At 69.3% G+C, this 17,088-nt stretch carries 15 protein-coding genes; 5 read left to right on the forward strand and 10 right to left on the reverse strand.

Translation table 11 applies throughout. The annotated features are described in order from the left end of the window. Window positions 1-92 precede the first annotated feature (92 nt). On the forward strand, window positions 93-3,716 hold the full coding sequence (putA, locus tag COA17_RS14200) for a trifunctional transcriptional regulator/proline dehydrogenase/L-glutamate gamma-semialdehyde dehydrogenase (protein WP_096613325.1): 3,624 nt from the start codon (window positions 93-95) through the stop codon (window positions 3,714-3,716). Between the two features lie 48 nt (window positions 3,717-3,764). On the opposite strand, the gene COA17_RS14205 is transcribed toward putA, so the two are convergent. Then, entirely contained in the window at window positions 3,765-4,310 is a 546-nt protein-coding gene (locus COA17_RS14205; protein ID WP_066491863.1) for a (2Fe-2S)-binding protein, read from the reverse strand. A 107-nt stretch (window positions 4,311-4,417) separates the two neighbouring features. Between COA17_RS14205 and COA17_RS14210 the strand changes: the two genes are divergently transcribed. Further along, window positions 4,418-5,707, forward strand: coding sequence for a sugar MFS transporter (locus COA17_RS14210; RefSeq protein WP_176484928.1), 1,290 nt, complete (start codon window positions 4,418-4,420; stop codon window positions 5,705-5,707). 33 nt (window positions 5,708-5,740) lie between these two features. On the opposite strand, the gene COA17_RS14215 is transcribed toward COA17_RS14210, so the two are convergent. The 4 genes from COA17_RS14215 to COA17_RS14230 all read right to left on the reverse strand — a co-directional run bounded on the left by COA17_RS14215 (window position 5,741) and on the right by COA17_RS14230 (window position 8,746). After that, window positions 5,741-6,862, reverse strand: a complete 1,122-nt coding sequence (locus tag COA17_RS14215) for a CaiB/BaiF CoA transferase family protein (RefSeq protein WP_096613329.1) — start codon at window positions 6,860-6,862, stop codon at window positions 5,741-5,743. A gap of 75 nt (window positions 6,863-6,937) precedes the next feature. After that, the gene (locus tag COA17_RS14220; RefSeq protein ID WP_096613331.1) at window positions 6,938-7,351 is read right to left on the reverse strand and encodes a PilZ domain-containing protein; all 414 of its coding nucleotides are present in this window, start codon (window positions 7,349-7,351) and stop codon (window positions 6,938-6,940) included. 25 nt (window positions 7,352-7,376) lie between these two features. Beyond that, complete coding sequence (locus tag COA17_RS14225) at window positions 7,377-7,742, reverse strand: DUF6285 domain-containing protein (protein ID WP_096613333.1); 366 nt, start codon at window positions 7,740-7,742, stop codon at window positions 7,377-7,379. Beyond that, window positions 7,736-8,746, reverse strand: coding sequence for a phosphotransferase family protein (locus COA17_RS14230; protein WP_096613335.1), 1,011 nt, complete (start codon window positions 8,744-8,746; stop codon window positions 7,736-7,738). The genes COA17_RS14225 and COA17_RS14230 overlap by 7 nt, the downstream gene beginning before the upstream one ends. Before the next feature lie 68 nt (window positions 8,747-8,814). Between COA17_RS14230 and COA17_RS14235 the strand changes: the two genes are divergently transcribed. Together COA17_RS14235 and COA17_RS14240 are read left to right on the forward strand one after the other, a co-directional pair. Next, entirely contained in the window at window positions 8,815-10,176 is a 1,362-nt protein-coding gene (locus tag COA17_RS14235) for an acyl-CoA dehydrogenase family protein (RefSeq protein ID WP_096613337.1), read from the forward strand. Between the two features lie 66 nt (window positions 10,177-10,242). Then, a complete protein-coding gene (locus COA17_RS14240; RefSeq protein WP_096613339.1) occupies window positions 10,243-11,238 on the forward strand; it encodes an NAD(P)H-dependent flavin oxidoreductase in 996 nt (331 codons plus the stop codon). An 85-nt stretch (window positions 11,239-11,323) separates the two neighbouring features. Here COA17_RS14240 and COA17_RS14245 read toward each other — a convergent pair whose 3' ends face one another. The 3 genes from COA17_RS14245 to COA17_RS14255 are packed head-to-tail and all read right to left on the reverse strand — an operon-like array spanning window position 11,324 to window position 12,951. After that, window positions 11,324-11,779: a cytidine deaminase gene (locus COA17_RS14245; protein ID WP_096613341.1), complete on the reverse strand. Its 456-nt coding sequence runs from the start codon at window positions 11,777-11,779 to the stop codon at window positions 11,324-11,326. Continuing rightward, window positions 11,776-12,453 carry a glycoside hydrolase family 25 protein gene (locus tag COA17_RS14250; RefSeq protein WP_096613343.1) on the reverse strand — a complete coding sequence of 226 codons (678 nt, stop codon included), beginning with the start codon at window positions 12,451-12,453 and terminating at the stop codon, window positions 11,776-11,778. Before COA17_RS14250 ends, COA17_RS14245 begins: the two co-directional genes overlap by 4 nt. 15 nt (window positions 12,454-12,468) lie before the next feature. Further along, window positions 12,469-12,951, reverse strand: a complete 483-nt coding sequence (locus COA17_RS14255) for a UPF0262 family protein (protein WP_096613345.1) — start codon at window positions 12,949-12,951, stop codon at window positions 12,469-12,471. A 107-nt stretch (window positions 12,952-13,058) separates the two neighbouring features. Between COA17_RS14255 and COA17_RS14260 the strand changes: the two genes are divergently transcribed. Beyond that, window positions 13,059-14,546, forward strand: coding sequence for a replicative DNA helicase (locus COA17_RS14260; RefSeq protein ID WP_066490475.1), 1,488 nt, complete (start codon window positions 13,059-13,061; stop codon window positions 14,544-14,546). A 62-nt stretch (window positions 14,547-14,608) separates the two neighbouring features. Here the strand turns inward: COA17_RS14260 and COA17_RS14265 are convergent, their stop codons facing one another. Continuing rightward, on the reverse strand, window positions 14,609-16,060 hold the full coding sequence (locus COA17_RS14265; protein ID WP_245857820.1) for a DUF4403 family protein: 1,452 nt from the start codon (window positions 16,058-16,060) through the stop codon (window positions 14,609-14,611). Between the two features lie 84 nt (window positions 16,061-16,144). After that, window positions 16,145-17,080: a DUF808 domain-containing protein gene (locus COA17_RS14270; protein WP_096613349.1), complete on the reverse strand. Its 936-nt coding sequence runs from the start codon at window positions 17,078-17,080 to the stop codon at window positions 16,145-16,147. Between the last annotated feature and the right edge of the window lie 8 nt (window positions 17,081-17,088).

Genomic DNA, 17,088 nt, shown 5'->3' on the forward strand with positions numbered 1-17,088 from the left:
GTACTGCAATCCCGCGTGATTGAAGGTTGATCAGCGCGACGACGGGCGTGTTATGGTCTGATCGCCGTGCCGCTTTCTGATAGGGGATCGGCATGACCGACGCCACGCCCCTGTTCGCCGCCTTCGCGCCGCCCGTCCGCCAGCCGACCGGCTTGCGCGTCGCGATCACCGCCGCATACCGCCGTCCTGAGGCGGAGGCGATGGCGCCGCTGCTGGATGAGGCGACGCTGCCCGATGCGGTGCGCGAGGCGGCGGCGCGCACCGCCACCGCTTTGGTCACCGCACTGCGCAACAAGCACAAGGGCAATGGCGTCGAGGGGCTGGTGCAGGAATATGCGCTGTCCAGCCAGGAGGGCGTTGCGCTGATGTGCCTGGCCGAGGCGCTGCTGCGCATTCCCGACACCGCGACGCGCGATGCGCTGATCCGCGACAAGATCGCGGGCGGGGACTGGCGATCGCACGTCGGCGACGGGCGGTCGCTGTTCGTCAATGCGGCCAGTTGGGGGCTGGTGGTGACCGGCAAGCTGACCGGCAGCGTCAATGATAGCGGGCTGTCGGCGGCGCTGACGCGCCTGATCGCGCGCGCGGGCGAGCCGGTGATCCGCCGCGGGGTGGACATGGCGATGCGGATGATGGGCGAACAGTTCGTCACCGGCGAGACGATCGCCGAGGCGCTGCGCCGCGCCCGCCCGCTGGAGGCGCGTGGTTTCCGCTACAGCTACGACATGTTGGGGGAGGCGGCGACCACCGCCGCGGATGCCGATCGCTATTACCGCGATTACGAGGCGGCGGTCCATGCGATCGGCGCGGCATCGGCGGGGCGCGGCGTCTACGAAGGGCCGGGGATTTCGATCAAGCTGTCGGCGCTGCACCCGCGCTATTCCCGCGCGCAGGCGGAGCGGGTGATGGCGGAGCTGCTGCCGCGGGTGAAGGCGCTGGCGCTGCTGGCGCGGCAGTACGACATCGGCTTGAACATCGATGCGGAGGAGGCTGACCGGCTGGAACTGTCGCTCGACCTGCTCGAAAGCCTGGCGCTCGACCCCGAGCTGAAGGGCTGGGCGGGGCTGGGCTTCGTGGTGCAGGCCTATGGAAAGAGGTGCCCGTTCGTCATCGATTGGATCGTCGATCTGGCGCGACGGGCGGGGCGGCGGATCATGGTGCGGCTGGTCAAGGGCGCCTATTGGGATGCCGAGATCAAGCGCGCGCAGGTCGACGGGCTGCCCGACTTTCCCGTCTATACCCGCAAGGTGCATACCGATGTTGCGTACATCGCCTGCGCGCGGCGGCTGCTGGCGGCGGAGGATGCGGTGTTCCCGCAATTCGCGACGCACAATGCGCAGACGCTGGCGACGATCCACCACATGGCGGGCGAACCGTTTTCGACCACCCGCTACGAATTCCAGTGTCTGCACGGCATGGGCGAGCCGCTCTACGACGAGGTCGTCGGGCCCGACCGGCTGGGCCGCCCGTGCCGCATCTACGCCCCGGTCGGCACGCATGAGACGCTGCTGGCCTATCTGGTCCGTCGCCTGCTGGAAAACGGCGCCAATTCGTCGTTCGTGAACCGTATCGCCGATCCCGAGGTGGCGATCGGCGACCTGATCGCCGATCCCGTCGCCACGGTGCGCGCGATGGCGCAGCCGGGGCAGAAGCATCCGCAGATCGCGTTGCCGCGCGAACTGTACGATGCGCGGCGCAACTCCGATGGCCTCGACCTCAGCGACGAAAGCGTGCTGGCCACGTTGGGCGAGGCGATGCGGCACGGTGCGCACGCCGACTGGCGCGCGGGCGCGGCGGGCGCGGCGCGGCCGGTGCTGAACCCCGCGGACCATCGCGACCGGGTGGGTACGGTGTATGAGGTCACGCCGGAGCAGGTGCGGCAGGCGACGGCGCGGGCGGCGGCGGCCGCGGCGCGCTGGGCACAGGTGCCGGTGGCAGAGCGTGCCACCTGCCTCGATCGCGCGGCCGATTTCATGCAGGCGCGGATGCCGCAGCTGCTGGGCCTGATCGTGCGCGAGGCGGGCAAATCGCTGCCCAATGCAATCGCGGAAGTGCGCGAGGCGGTCGACTTCCTGCGTTATTATGCGGCGCAGGGGCGGGGCACGCTGGGCGCCGGGCAGCGGCCGATCGGGCCGGTCACCTGCATCAGCCCGTGGAACTTCCCGCTGGCGATCTTCACCGGGCAGGTCGCTGCCGCGCTGGTCGCGGGCAATCCGGTGCTGGCCAAGCCGGCCGAGGAGACCCCGCTGATCGCTGCGCAGGGCGTCGCTATCCTGCACGAGGCGGGGGTGCCCGCCGACGTGCTCCAGCTGCTGCCGGGTGACGGCGCGATCGGCGCCGCGCTGGTCGCCGCGCCGGAGACGATGGCGGTGATGTTCACCGGATCGACCGAAGTCGCGCGGCTGATCCAGCGCGAACTGGCCGGGCGCCTGCTGCCCGATGGCGCGCCGATCCCGTTCATCGCGGAAACCGGCGGGCAGAATGCGATGATCGTCGATTCGTCGGCGCTGGCCGAACAGGTGGTGGCGGACGTCATCGCCTCCGCGTTCGACAGTGCGGGGCAGCGGTGTTCGGCGCTGCGCGTGCTGTGTCTGCAAGAGGATATCGCCGACCGCACGCTGGCGATGGTGAAGGGCGCGCTGCGCGAACTGTCGATCGGGCGCACCGACCGCCTGTCGGTGGATATCGGCCCGGTCATCACCGCCGAGGCGCGCGACACGATCGAGGCGCATGTCGAGCGGATGCGCGCGCGCGGCTGTGCGGTCGAGCGGATCGTGCCCGCCGGCGACACTGCGCATGGCACGTTTGTGGCGCCGACGATCGTCGAAATCGCGGACCTCGCGGATCTGGAGCGCGAGGTGTTCGGCCCGGTGCTGCACGTCGTCCGCTTCCGCCGCGCGGGGCTGGACCGGTTGATCGACCGGATCAATGCCACCGGCTACGGCCTGACCTTCGGCCTGCATACGCGGCTGGACGAAACGGTCGCGCAGGTGACCAGCCGGGTGAAGGCGGGCAACCTCTACATCAACCGCAACGTCATCGGCGCGGTAGTGGGCGTCCAGCCGTTCGGCGGGCGCGGGCTGTCGGGCACCGGGCCGAAGGCGGGCGGGCCGTTGTACCTCGGCCGGCTGGTGACGGGGGCGCCGTTGCCGCCGGCGCTCGCGTCGGACGCGGCCGATCCTGCCGCGCGCGATCTGGCGCGCTGGCTGGAGGAGGCGGGCGATGCCGCGGGTGCGGAGCGGGTACGTGAGGCGATCCGCCATTCGCTGCTGGGCGGGACGACCGAACTGGCCGGGCCGGTGGGCGAGCGCAACCTATACGCGCTGCACCCGCGCGGGTGCATCCTGTTGTCGGCGCAGACGCGGGACGGGCTGATCGACCAGCTGGCCGCGACGCTGGCGGCGGGGAATGACGCGGTCGTCGCGACCGCCGCGCAGGTGCGCGACGGGTTCGGCGATCTGCCCGTCACGGTCGCGCATCGCATCCGCTGGGCGCACGACTGGCGCGGTGAAGGGCCGTTCGCGGGTGCGCTGATCGAGGGCGACGACGCGGCGGTCCGGGCGGCGCTGCGCGCGCTGGCCGAGCTGCCGGGGCCGATCGTCCTGCCGCAGGCGGCGTCGGCGGGCTATCGCGCCGAATGGCTGGTGGAGGAGGTATCGACCTCGATCAATACGACCGCGGCAGGCGGCAACGCCAGCCTGATGGCGATGGCGTAGCGTGCCTCGAACACCGGATCGGAGCGCGTGCCGGTCCGGTGACTCGGGTCAGCGCCGCGATCGGCCGTCCAGCGCGGGGACGATCCGCGCCGCCTCTGCCGGTTCGATGCCGGGGCGGGGCGGGGCGGGGATTGTCTCCTCGCCGCGGATCGCGCGGCCGGCGCGCTGGATCGCTCCGGTCAGCCGCGGGTAGATGCCGCAGCGGCAGATGTTGGTGATCGCCGCGGCGACCGCATCCTCCGATGGCGACGGATCGCGCTTGAGCAGTGCGGCGGCGGCCATCACGATGCCGGGGATGCAATAGCCGCATTGCGGCACCCCCTCCGCGATCAGCGCAAGCTGGACCGGGTGCGCGCGCTCACGCGACAGCCCCTCGATCGTGGTGACGAACGCCCCCTCGATTTCGCCGAGCGTGACCTGGCAGGAGCGCACCGCGCGCCCGTCGATATCGACGGTGCAGGCCCCGCACGAACCGCTGCCGCAGCCGTATTTCGTTCCGGTCAGGTTCGACGCATCGCGCAGCGCCCACAGCAGCGGGGTGTCGGGCGGCAGGCGGTATTGGATCGCCTCATTATTGACGGTCAGCCGGGTCATCGCGGCCGGCATAGACGATTTGTGAACGTTGCACACTTTCGCGATGCGCGGCGGCGCGCTAGGGCGCCGCGTTCGCCTGAGCGCGAGAAAGAGGGAGGATGCGGCTGATGCACGTCAACACCACCAATGCGGCGGCCGCGGGGGACGCCCAGCACGGCTATGACGCGCCGGACCTGCGCGTCTTCGTTTTCGCGCTGTTCTTCATCTTCGGCGGGATCACCTCGCTCAACGACATCATCATCCCGAAGCTGAAGGAGCTGTTCACGCTCGACCATGCGACGGCGATGCTGGTGCAGACCGCCTTCTTCCTCGCCTATGCGCTGTTCTCGCTGCCGGCCGCCGCGATCGTGCGCCGATTCGGCTATATGCGCACCGCCTCGATCGGGCTGGTGACGATGACCGCGGGGTGCCTGTTGTTCATCCCGGCGTCGGCCAATGCCGCGTTCGGCATGTTCCTGTTCGCGCTGTTCGTGCTCGGCGCGGGCATCACCATCGTCCAGGTGGTGGCCAACCCGCTGATCTCGCTGCTGGGCAAGCCGCAGACCGCGTCGAGCCGGCTGACCTTCGCACAGGCGTTCAATTCGCTGGGCACCACGCTGTTCCCGCTCGCCGGGTCCGCGCTGATCTTGGGCGGGCTGGCCAATGTCAGCGCCGCGACGCTGACGGGTGCGGCGCTCGACGCCTATCGTGCCGAAAGCTCGCGCACGATCGTCCACACGTATTTGGGCCTGGCCGTCGCGCTGCTGGTGATCGCCGCCGTGGTGTGGACGCGCCGCAACCGCCTGCAGGAGGAACAGGACCACGAAGGGTCGATCCTGCGTGCGTTCACGCTGCTGGCGCGTCCGCGCTTCGCGGTCGGCGTGCTGTGCATTTTCCTGTACGTCGGTGCCGAGGTTTCGATCGGCTCGCTGATCGTCAACTATCTGATGCAGCCGAGCGTGATGGGGCTGGCCGACAAGGCGGCGGGCGATCACGTGCCCTTCTACTGGGGCGGCGCGCTGCTCGGGCGGTTCGTCGGCGCGTGGGTGCTGACCAAGGTATCGCCGGGCAAGGTGCTGGCGACGGTGGCGGTCGGCGCGATCGTGCTGATTGCTATTTCCGCCAATACCGCCGGCTTCGTATCGGGCTGGTCGCTGCTGGCGATCGGGCTGATGAACGCGATCATGTTCCCCACCATCTTCAGCCTGGCGAGCGAGGGGCTGGGCAAGCGCGCGGCCGAGGGTTCGGGCGTGATCGCCACCGCGATCGTCGGCGGTGCAGTGGTGCCGTACATGACCGGCGCGCTGGCCGACGCGACCCACAGCCTGCAACTGGCGCTGGTGCTGCCGGCGGCCTGCTATGCGGTGATCGCCGGCTACGGCGTGTTCGCGCGCAAGTCGGCGGTGGCGGTCGGCTGATCCGCGCCACCGAGTAGGGCGGCGCGCGCAGGGTCAGTGACCCAGCGCCGCCACCTCCTCCGCGGAGAAGCCCAGGTCGGCGAGGACAGCCGCATCGTCCCGCGCGCCGGGCATCCGCGGCGCGGCGGTGCCGCTGACCGAGTAGCGCGGCGCGGGCGCGGGCTGATCCACCCCGTCGACGGTAACGAACGTGCCGCGCGCCCGATTGTGCGGATCCGCCAGCGCCTCGTCGAAGCCGAGGACGGGGGCGAAGCACACCTCGTGGCCCTCAAAGGCGGCGACCCATTCGCGGCGTGTCTTCGTCAGGAACAGGCGGGTCAGTTCCTCCTTCAGCGCGGGCCATTGCCGCGGGTCCATCTGCGCATCCCAGCGCGGATCGGTCAGCCCCATGACGGTGCGCAACCTGGCGTAGAATTGCGGCTCGATCGCGCCCAGCGAGACATGGCGGCCATCGGCGGTTTCGTAGGTGTCGTAGAAATGCGCCGCGGTATCGAGCAGGTTGGTGCCGCGCTGGTCGGACCAGCGCCCCATCGCTCGGAACCCCCACATCATCGTCATCAGCACCGCCGAGCCGTCGGTCATCGCGGCATCGACTACCTGCCCCTCGCCGGTGCGCTGCGCGTGGAGCAGCGCCGCAAGCATCCCGAACGCCAGGAACATCGCCCCGCCGCCGAAATCGCCCGCCAGGTTGATCGGCGGCGTCGGCTTCTCGCCCGCGCGGCCCAGCGCGTGGAGCACGCCCGAGATCGCGATATAGTTGATGTCGTGGCCCGGCTGCGGCGCCATCGGCCCGGTCTGGCCCCAGCCGGTCATGCGGCCGTATACCAGCCGCGGATTGTCGCCCAGCAGCACGTCCGGCCCCAGCCCCAACCGTTCCATCACGCCGGGGCGGAACCCTTCGATGATCGCATCGGCGTCCTTCACGATGCGGCGCACCGCCGCGACCGATGCCGGATCCTTCAGGTCGAGCGCGATCGAGCGGCGGTTGCGCAGCAACGGATCCTTCGCATCGGTCGAAAAGCTCAGCCCCGGCTTGCCCCGGTCGATGCGGATCACCTCGGCGCCATGATCGGCCAGCATCATGCCCGCGAACGGCCCCGGGCCGATGCCCGCAAATTCAACGATCCGAATGCCGTGCAAGGGTCCGTTGGCCACGCCTGTCTCTCCGCTGTGTCGTTCTTGCCCGTGGAATAGAACGAAGCGGCGGGCGGCACAACAAAAGTTATGTCGTCACCTCCGGCGATAGGGATTGCGGATATGCTCCATCCAGCCGGCATGGATTTCCTGCGCGGTGCCGGCGGGGGGTGGTTCCGGCTGGCGCTGCGCGGGCGGGGTGAGGCGGGTTGCGGCCGGGGCGGTCGTCGCCTTGGCGCGCGGCAGGCGCGCCGCCGCTACGTCGATCGACCGGGTGAAGTGCAGCCCCGCACGCTCCTCCTTTGACCAGGCAACATCGGCCTCGATATGGCGGACCGCGCCGATCGACAGGCGCAGATGCTCGCCGTCCGACAGGTCGGCGGCATTGTCGATGCACGCCCCTTGTTCGGAGATGTTGCGCACGCGGCAGTCGAGCGGCTCCGGTTCCGCCTCGATCCGGGCGTAGAGGAACACGCTGCTTCGCGGGGCACGGTCGGGGGGCGTCGCCATGCCCCGATCTTATCCGCCGACGACGTTATCGTTTCGTTAAGTTCGGGTCGAGTTCGTGCAGATATCGCGGCTGGTCGATCGCCAGATGGTCGAGCGCGCTGGCGGCGAGATGCGCGACCAACTGCGGATCGTCGGGCGCGATCGTGCCCGCGCGGATCGCGGTGACCAGCGCGCGGTCCAGCTCGTCGCGCGGGCCGTCGTCCCGTCCCAGGATTGCGGCGATGCGGCGGGCCGCGCGTTCGTCCGCTGCCGGACCCAGCGCCATGTCGCGCGCAGCGATGTCGAGGGCGTTGCGCGCGACACGCAGCGCGAACGGGCTGGCGCTGCCGTCGAGTGGCAGCCATGCGGCCACCCCCTCCACCAGCGCCTGTGCGGTCGGATGCGTCAGCATCGCGGCGACCCGCGGTGCAGCAGCGCGACGATATCCGCCTCCGCCTCCGACAGGCGGCGGCCGATCACGCCGCGTTCCGGCCCCGCGGCGGGATCCTCGGCGAAGCTGCGGTGCATCTGCATCGTCATCACCCCCCATTTCAGGCTGGCCATCATCTGCCACAGGTCGATGCGTGCCGGGTCGATCGGATCGCCGCCCGCCGCGACATAGCCGGCGAGCAGATCGTCCAGGTCGCCGAACCCGCCGACGCGCGCCCCGGCTTGCGCGAAACGCCAGCTGTTGCAGCAGATCCAGCCGATATCCTCCGCCGGATCGCCGACATGCGCCAGTTCCCAGTCGAGCACCGCGACCAGCCCGCGATCGGGATCGACCATCAGGTTACCGTTGCGGAAATCACCATGGACCAGGCGCGGCGCCACCTGCGTGTGCGGCAGCCGCGCCTCCAGCCAGCGGAACGCCGCCTCGATCGCGGGGCGCACCGCGCCGCTCTGCCGCCAGATTCGTTCGTAGCGGGCGAGCGTCTCGGCGGCGTCGATCGTGTCGAGGCCGGGCGGCGGCGGCGTGGCGTGGATCCGCGCCAAGGCCGCGCCGCACTGCCCCGCCAGGATCGCGCGGGCGGGGGCGAAGGCAGGGTCGGTCGCGATCCGCTTGCCCAGCGTCTCCCCGGTGAGGCGGCGCATCACATAGCCTTCGCCCAGCCCGTCGTCGGGGCAGCAGACGTGCAGCACTTCGGGCGCCGGAACGCCGCCGGCCACCGCGGCGGCGATGACCTGCGCCTCGCGCGCCAGCGGGGGCGAATCGTCATCCGGGGCGACCGCGCGCGTGCGCAGGATCAGCGGCACCGGCGCGCCGCCACGAACCGCCACGTCGAATGCGAAGGTCGCCATGCTGGCGCCGCCGGTCAGCCGTCGCAGCGATTGGACTCCGGTCGCGTCGGCCACCAGCCGCGGTGCCAGTGCCGCCAGCCGCGCCGCGACCGTCGCTTCGTCGAGCCTCTCCGTCATCGGGGGATGTAAAACGGCGCGGCACGCGCTACGCAAGTTAAAAGAATCGACTTAAATCGGAGAGGGCCATGGATTTCGCGTTGCCGCCGGAGCTGAAGGACTATCTGGCCGAGCTTGACCGGTTCATCGAGGCCGAGATCCGCCCGCTGGAGGAAGCCGACGACAATGTCCGCTTCTTCGATCACCGCCGCGAATATGCGCGCACCGATTTCGAGCGCGGCGGGCTGCCGAACCACGACTGGGAAGCGCTGCTGCGCGAGGCGCGGACGCGCGCGGACCGGGCGGGGCATCTGCGCTTCGCGATGGATCCCAAGTTCGGCGGCAAGGGCGGGTCCAACCTTTGGATGTGCGTGATCCGCGAATATCTGGCTGCCAAGGGGCTGGGGCTGCACAACGATCTGCAGAACGAACATTCGATCGTCGCCAACAACCCGTTCGCCAAGATGTTCGACGACTTCGGCACGCCGGAACAGAAGGAGGAATTTCTGTCGGGCATGCTGGACGGCACGAAGCGAATCACCTTCGGCCTGACCGAACCGCGCCACGGCTCGGACGCGACGCACATGGAGACGCGCGGCGTCCGCGCCGAGCGTGACGGGCGCAGCGGATGGCTGCTCAACGGCGAGAAGATGTGGACGACCGGGATGCATGTCGCCACGCATTGCGCGCTGTTCGCCCGTACCAGCGGGGAGGACGGCGCGGCGCGCGGGATCACCTGTTTCCTGGTGCCCGCCGATGCGCCGGGGGTGCAGGTGGAGGAATATCTGTGGACGTTCAACATGCCCACCGATCACCCGCGCGTCAGCTTCACCGACGTATGGGTGCCCGACAGCGCGATCTTCGGTGAACCGGACAACGGCCTGCCGCTGGCGCAGAGCTTCGTCCACGAAAACCGCATCCGCCAGGCCGCCGGCAGCCTGGGCGCGGCCGTTTACTGCATCGAGGAAGCGGTCCGCTACGCCCGCCAGCGCCAGCCGTTCGGCGAGGACCTGTCGCGCAACCAGGCGATCCAGTTCCCGCTGGTGGAACTGGCGACGCAGGCGGAGATGCTGCGGCTGCTGATCCGCAAGACCGCGTGGCAGATGGACCAGATGCAGCACAAGGAGGTGGAACGGCACCTGTCCGACAAGGTCAGCATGTGCAATTACTGGGCGAACCGGCTGGCGTGCGAGGCGGCCGATCGCGCGATGCAGGTGCACGGCGGGATCGGTTATTCCCGGCACAAGCCGTTCGAACACATCTATCGCCACCACCGCCGCTATCGCATCACTGAGGGCGCGGAGGAGATCCAGATGCGCAAGGTGGCCGCGTTCCTGTTCGGCTACATGGGACCGCGTCGGGCCGAGTTCGACTCGCTGGACTGGAACGACGTCGACTATCGCGTCGAACCGCAGATTCGCCCGCGCACCGGCTGGCAGGCGCTGTCGTAAAGGGACTTGCGGTCGCGGGCGATGCCAGCATAACAGATGTTACGTACGATTTGCGGGAGAGGGACGATGCTGAAGACGCGGTTCACCGAGGCGTTTGGTGTGGAATATCCGATCGCACAGGGCGGTATGCAGTGGGTCGGCAAGGCGCAGCTGGTGGCCGCGGTTGCCAATGCCGGTGCGCTGGGTTTCATCACCGCGCTGACCCAGCCGACTCCGGAGGAGCTGGCGAACGAGATCCGCCGCACCCGCGACCTGACCGACAAGCCGTTCGGCGTGAACCTGACGATCCTGCCGACGATCAACCCGCCGCCCTATGCCGAATATCGCCGCGCGATCATCGAGGGCGGCGTCAAGATCGTCGAGACCGCAGGCTACAAGCCGCAGGAGCATATCGACGATTTCAAGGCGCACGGGATCAAGGTGATCCACAAATGCACCGCGGTGCGCCACGCGCTGTCGGCGGAGCGGATGGGCGCGGATGCGATCAGCATCGACGGCTTCGAATGTGCCGGCCATCCGGGCGAGGATGACATCCCCGGCCTGATCCTGATCCCCGCCGCCGCCGACAAGGTGACGGTGCCGATGCTGGCGTCGGGCGGGTTTGCCGACGGGCGCGGGCTGGTCGCCGCTCTGGCGCTGGGCGCCGACGGTGTGAACATGGGCACGCGCTTCTGCGTGACGCAGGAAGCGCAGATCCCCGATAGCTTCAAGCAGCGGATGGTCGCCAACGACGAACGCCAGACCGATTTGATCTTCCGCACGCTGCACAACACCGCCCGTGTGATGAAGAACAAGGTGTCGGAGGAAGTCGTCGCGATCGAACGCGCCGGCGGCGCGAAGTTCGAGGACGTCCAGCATCTGGTCGCGGGCAAGCGCGGCGTGGCCGCGATGGAGCGGGGCGACACCGACGACGGCATCTGGTCCGCGGGCATGGTGCAGGGACTGATCCACGACGTGCCGACGGTCAAGGAACTGGTCGACCGCATCGTCGCGGAGGCCGAGGAGATCATCGACCGCCGGCTGGCGGGGATGGTCGACCGGCTGGCACACGCCGCGGCGTGAGGGGAGCGGTTCGGCGCGTCGTGGAGGGCCACGGCGCACCGTCCGCCGAACCGCGATCGTTCGCCGCTCCCCGCGTTCGTACCGCTCAGGCGATGCCCAGGTCCGCCGGCCCGAAGGCATCGGGCAACAGGTCGGACAGGCGATAGCTGGCGATTCGATCGCCCTGCGCACCCGCGCAATGGACGCGCAGGTCGTTGCCGCTCAGTTGTGCCGCCTCGTTCAGCACTTGCCGGCAGCGGCCGCACGGGCGCACCGGATCGCTGCCGGTGGCACGGCCGTCCGCGTCCATCGCGCCGCCGATGACGCCCACCGCCACCACCTCGCGCAGCCGCCCTTGCGCCGCCACGGTGGCGATCGCGACGGTTTCGGCGCATAGCGACAGGCCGTAGCTGGCGTTTTCGACATTGGCGCCGGTCACCACGCTGCCATCGGTCAGCAGCACCGCGGCCCCCACCGCGAAGCGCGAATAGGGCGCGTGGGCATTCGCCGCGGCCGTACGGGCCATCGCGATCAGCCGCGTCGCTTCGTTGTCATCGGTCATTGCGCCACCGCCACGTCCCAGTTCACCGGTCCTTCGGCCCCGTCGATACGCCGCACGTCGCTGGCGCGCCACATCCGCCAGCCGCGCGCGCCATAGCCGGGCTTCAGGAAATTGCCCTCCGCCCACAGGCTGCGGCGGAACGCCTCGGTCAGGCGATAATCGCCCTCCACCGCGCGCGTTACCTTAAGCAGCACAGGCTTGCCGGTGTGCGATTCGATGCGGCGGATCATTTCCGCCACGTCGGCGATCAACGCGGCGCGCTCGGGGCGGTCGGCGCAGCCGTCATCATAGGAAAAGTCGATCGCGGCGGGCAGCGCGGTGGGATCGCGCGGGACCAGCGTGTTGAACGCATCCGCCTGCGCCCGCGCGGGCTGGCAGAAGGAGAAGACGTGGATCGCGCCGCGCCGCACGCCGGCCGCCGCCATCGCATCCCAATGGGTCAGGAACGCATGGTCGCGCTGGCCCGCGCCTGTCGTCGCCACCGCATAGCCGAAATCGGCGCCGGCGCCCTTCAGCACCGGCCAGTCGATCGCGCCGGTGCGTTCGGACACGTCGACGCCCTGCACCGGATAGGTTTCGGTCGAGGGATGCCAGCGCATCGCCACCCGCCATGCCGCGACGCCGGAGAGCGCCAGCGCAGCGACGATCAGCACGAACCGTCCCAGACCCCACATGAATGATGTACCCGTCTAAGCCTTGATGTGCAGCACGCAGATCAGCGTGAACAGCCGCCGCGCGGTGTCGAAGTCGATCTCGATCTTGCCGTCCAGCCGCTCCATCAGCAGCGTCGCGGCATCGTTGTGGATGCCGCGCCGTGCCATGTCGACCGTTTCGATCTGTTGCGGCGTCGACTGGCGGATCGCCTGGAAGTAGCTGTCGCAGATCGCGAAATAGTCGCGGATCGGGCGGCGGAAGCGGCCGAGGCCCAGCACCAGCACCTCCAGCGGAGTGCCGTCCTCGCGCTTGATCTCGATCGCCAGCCGCCCTTCCTCCACCGACAGGCGCACGCGGTACGGACCGGCATAGCCGTCCGGGTGCTGGCGCTGCGGCGCGAAGTGATTGCCCTCGATCAGGTCAAAGATCGCGATCCGGCGTTCCTGCTCGATATCCGCCGACCGCCACAGGATGGTGCGTTCGTCCAGTTCGATGTCGATGATCCGCGGATCGGCCATGCGCCTGCCGATAGAGGCGAACGGTCCGCCCGACAATGCAGGCTATCCACAGCTTTCGCGCCGGCGGGGCTGTCCTACCCGTCGCGGCGCGCGCTATATGCCGGTCAATGGCGACTCTGGCGTTCCCGCAACCGGCTCCGGCCGAACCCGTTCAGCTGCCCCGCAACGTCGAGGCGGAGGCCGCGATGCTGGGGGCGATGATGATCGACAACCGGCTGGCCGACGATATCGTCGACCGGCTGGAGCCGGTGCACTTCTTCGAACCGGTGCACGGGCGCGTTTTCGCCGCGATCAAGTCGTTGCGCGCGCAGGACATGCTGGCGACCCCGGTGACGCTGCGCCCGATGTTCGAGGCGGACGAGGGGATGCGCGAGCTGGGCGGGGTCGGCTATCTCGCCAGCCTGACCGGATCGGGTGCGGGGCTGATCGGTGCGCGGCAGTTCGCGACGCAGATCTACGACCTCGCCATGCTGCGCGCCTTGGTGTCGGTGGGGCACCAGATGGTCGACCGTGCGATGGACACCAGCCAGGAGGTGAATCCGCGCGCGCAGATCGAGGCGGCGGAGGAAGAGCTGTTCCGCGTCTCCGCCGAAGGCGCGACGGAAAGCAGCGTCAAGAGCTTCGCCCAGGCCAGCACGATGGCCGTGAAGATGGCGGAGAAGGCGCTCAACTGGGGCGGCAACCTGTCCGGCGTCACCACCGGTCTGGACAGCGTCAACGCCAAGATCGGCGGCATGCACCATTCCGACCTCATGATCCTGGCCGGGCGACCGGGCATGGGCAAGACCTCGCTGGCGACGAACATCGCGTTCAACGCGGCGCAGCGGTGGATGCGCGACATGCGCGACGGCATCCCGCCCAGCAAGTCGGTGGGCGCGAAGGTGGCGTTCTTCAGCCTGGAAATGAGCGCCGACCAGCTGGCCACCCGTATCCTGGCGGAACAGTCGCGGATCAGTTCCGAGGCGCTGCGCATGGGCAAGATCAGCAAGCAGGAGTTCGAACAGCTGGCGGCGGCGGCGGCGGAGCTGGAGAATCTGCCGTTCTTCATCGACGATACCGGCGGGCTGACGATCGGGTCGCTGCACACGCGCGTGCGGCGGTTGCAGCGGCGCCACAATAACGAGATCGGGCTGGTGGTGGTTGATTACCTCCAGCTGCTGACCGGATCGGGCAAGGGCGACGGCAACCGCGTGCAGGAAATCTCCGAAATCTCGCGCGGGTTGAAGACGCTGGCCAAGGACATGAACGTCCCCGTGCTGGCGCTGTCGCAGCTGAGCCGCGCGGTGGAAAGCCGCGAGGACAAGCGCCCGATGCTGTCGGATCTGCGCGAATCCGGGTCGATCGAGCAGGACGCGGACATGGTGTGGTTCGTGTTCCGCGAGGATTATTATATAGCGCAGCGCGAACCGAAGCGCCCGATGGAGGGCGACGATGCCAAGGTGTTCGAGGAACATGCCCGCTGGGCGGCGGAAATGGAGCGTGTGTACGGGCTGGCGGAGCTGATCGTCGCCAAGCAGCGTCACGGCGCGACCGGCAAGGTGGTGCTCAAATTTGACCCCACGATCACGCGATTCAGCGATTACGCGGGCTTCTGACGCGTTCCAGACGGGGTAAAACACGTGGCGCGACGCGAGTCGCGGCGGCAAAATGGGGCTATTCAGCGCGGACGGTATTCGATCCGCGCGCTTCCTTCCGCCCGGACGGGCATGAACAGGCCCGCGCCGGTCACCTGCAACTGCCCGTTGGTGACGCGCGTGACGTCGGTGGAAAGCAGGAAATCGCCTTCCTGCCGGTGGCCGATCGCGCGTTGTGCCTTGCCGATCACCTTCTGATAATCGGGCGCGAAATCGTGCTGGAGCGCCAGTGCGATCGCGTCATGGACCTGCGCATCGTCGAACAGGTGGACGAGCAGGTCGACCGCGGTCGAATCGGTGCGGGTCACGAGCGAGACGTCGCGGGCGCGCACCAGCTGCGACCCGGGCTCGTTATAAGGGAGCGCCGACAGCCATACCTCGCCGCTGGTCGGCCCGATCGACCCGTCGTGGGTGCGCACCTTCGCAGTGACGCCGATCGCCAGCCGCCCGCCGGTGGTGGCGTAGACGGTGACCTTTCCGAATTCGGCATCGACGCGGCCGATCCCGGCGAGCGTGATGCCGCGCGCCGCCAGCTTGGCCAGCGTCCGCTGCACCACCGGTTCGAGCTGCGCGTAGTCGGCGAGCACCGGGACGAAGAAGCGCAGCCCCGGCTGGCCCGAGACGCGCCCCGGCGGGGGAAGGGGAGTGACGGGCGGATCGGCCGGGCGTTGCCCGACGAAGGTTTGCGTCAGCGCCTCTGCCGACAGTAGCAGCGTCAGCCGTCGCCCATCGATCCGATAGCCGCCGAAGCCGAGCGTGCGCGGCGCGATGCGCAGCCAGGCGGGCGGATTGCGCTTGCTCAGTTCGATCGAGGTGAACGCCTTCGCCCAGATATCCGCCAGCTGCGCGCGCAATCCCAGCTTCGCCAGGTGGCGCGGCAGGTCGCGTTCCAGGTCGGCGACAACGCGCTTCAGCTTCTCGTCCGCCTTGGAGGTGAAGGTGATGCGCTGGCCGGCGATGTCGATGCCGGGTTCCTCGCGCCAGTCATAGTCGAGGTCGACGGTCGCGGTCGGTTGCCAGTTGCCGACGATGCGCAGCCGCGCGGTCGCGCGCACGGTCGCACTGCCGGTGGCGGTTTCGCTGACGACGCCGCCCACTTTCCGCGCGGAGATCGACGCGCGCACCGGCATGACGATGCGCAGCCGCTCCCCGCTGCCCGACAACGCAATCGCGCCGCGGGTGACGCGCCCGACCAGCCGGCAGCCGAGGTCGGGCGTCACCTTGAGCTTGCCGATCCGCCGCCCCGCGACGCAACGGTCGCGCTGCTCGTCGATGGTCCACAGCGTGCGCGGCAATTCCTTTTCCAGCCCGCGTTCCAGCTGCCCCATATCGGCGACGACCGGGACGGTGATCGTCGAGGACTGGTCCGGCAGCTTCGCGTTTTCGGTGTCGACGCGCGGGGGCGCGGGATGATCCTGCGGCCGGTGGCACGCCGCGACGGGCAGGATCAGGGTCAGCAACAGCAAACGGCGCACCCGATCGTCCCCCATCCTCATCCACGGTGATGGTTCTCAATCCGTAACGACCAATTTCGATCCCTGAACGCCGTTGGCGGGCTCTTAATGTGCGCGGGCGGCGTGGAGGCGGTGCAGCGCCAACGCGATCGCGCCGCCGATCAAAAGGCCGATGATGCCGGACGCCAGCGCGGTGACGATCCACGCCAACGCGCCGCCGATCGCCGGCACCAGATGCGCGGCGGCTTCCGATGCGTCGTGGACGAGATGCGCCGGCGCGGCGAGGCCCAGTTCCTCCGCGCCGTGGAGCAGGATGCCGCCGCCGACCCAGATCATCGCGGCGGTGCCGATCACCGCCAGCCAGCGCATCAGCACCGGCACGCCCTTCACCAGTCCGCGCCCGATCGCGCGCAGCGCGCCCGACCCGGTGCGTGCCAGGTACAGGCCGACGTCGTCCGCCTTCACGATCAGCGCGACGACGCCGTAGACGCCCGCGGTGATCGCCACCGCGACCAGCGCCAGCACCAGCGCCTGCGTCACCAGCGGCGAATCGGCGACCTCCGACAGGGCGATTGCCATGATTTCCGCCGAGAGGATGAAATCGGTGCGGATCGCGCCGGCGACCTTCTGGTTTTCCAGCGCGACCGGGTCGAGGCCAGCGTCTGCCGCTTCTTCCTCATGCCCGCCGGACAGCGCCTCGATCACCTTTTCGGCGCCCTCGAAACACAGATACGCGCCGCCGGCCATCAGCAGCGGGGTGATCGCCCATGGGGCGAGCGCGCTGAGGATCAGCGCGGCGGGCAGCAGGAACAGCAATTTGTTGCGGATCGAACCGAGCGCGATCTTGCCGATGATCGGCAGCTCGCGCTGCGGCGAGAGGCCGACGACGTAGCGCGGGGTGACCGCAGTATCGTCCACCACCACGCCCGCGGCCTTCACCCCCGCCTTGCCCGCGGCGGCGCCGACATCGTCGAGCGAGGCCGCCGCCAGCCGGGTCAGCCCCGCGATATCGTCCAGCAGTGCGACCAGTCCGCTTGCCATGCCCGTCT

This window comes from Sphingomonas ginsenosidimutans (genome assembly GCF_002374835.1).
GTDB classification, from domain to species: Bacteria; Pseudomonadota; Alphaproteobacteria; order Sphingomonadales; family Sphingomonadaceae; genus Sphingomonas; species Sphingomonas ginsenosidimutans.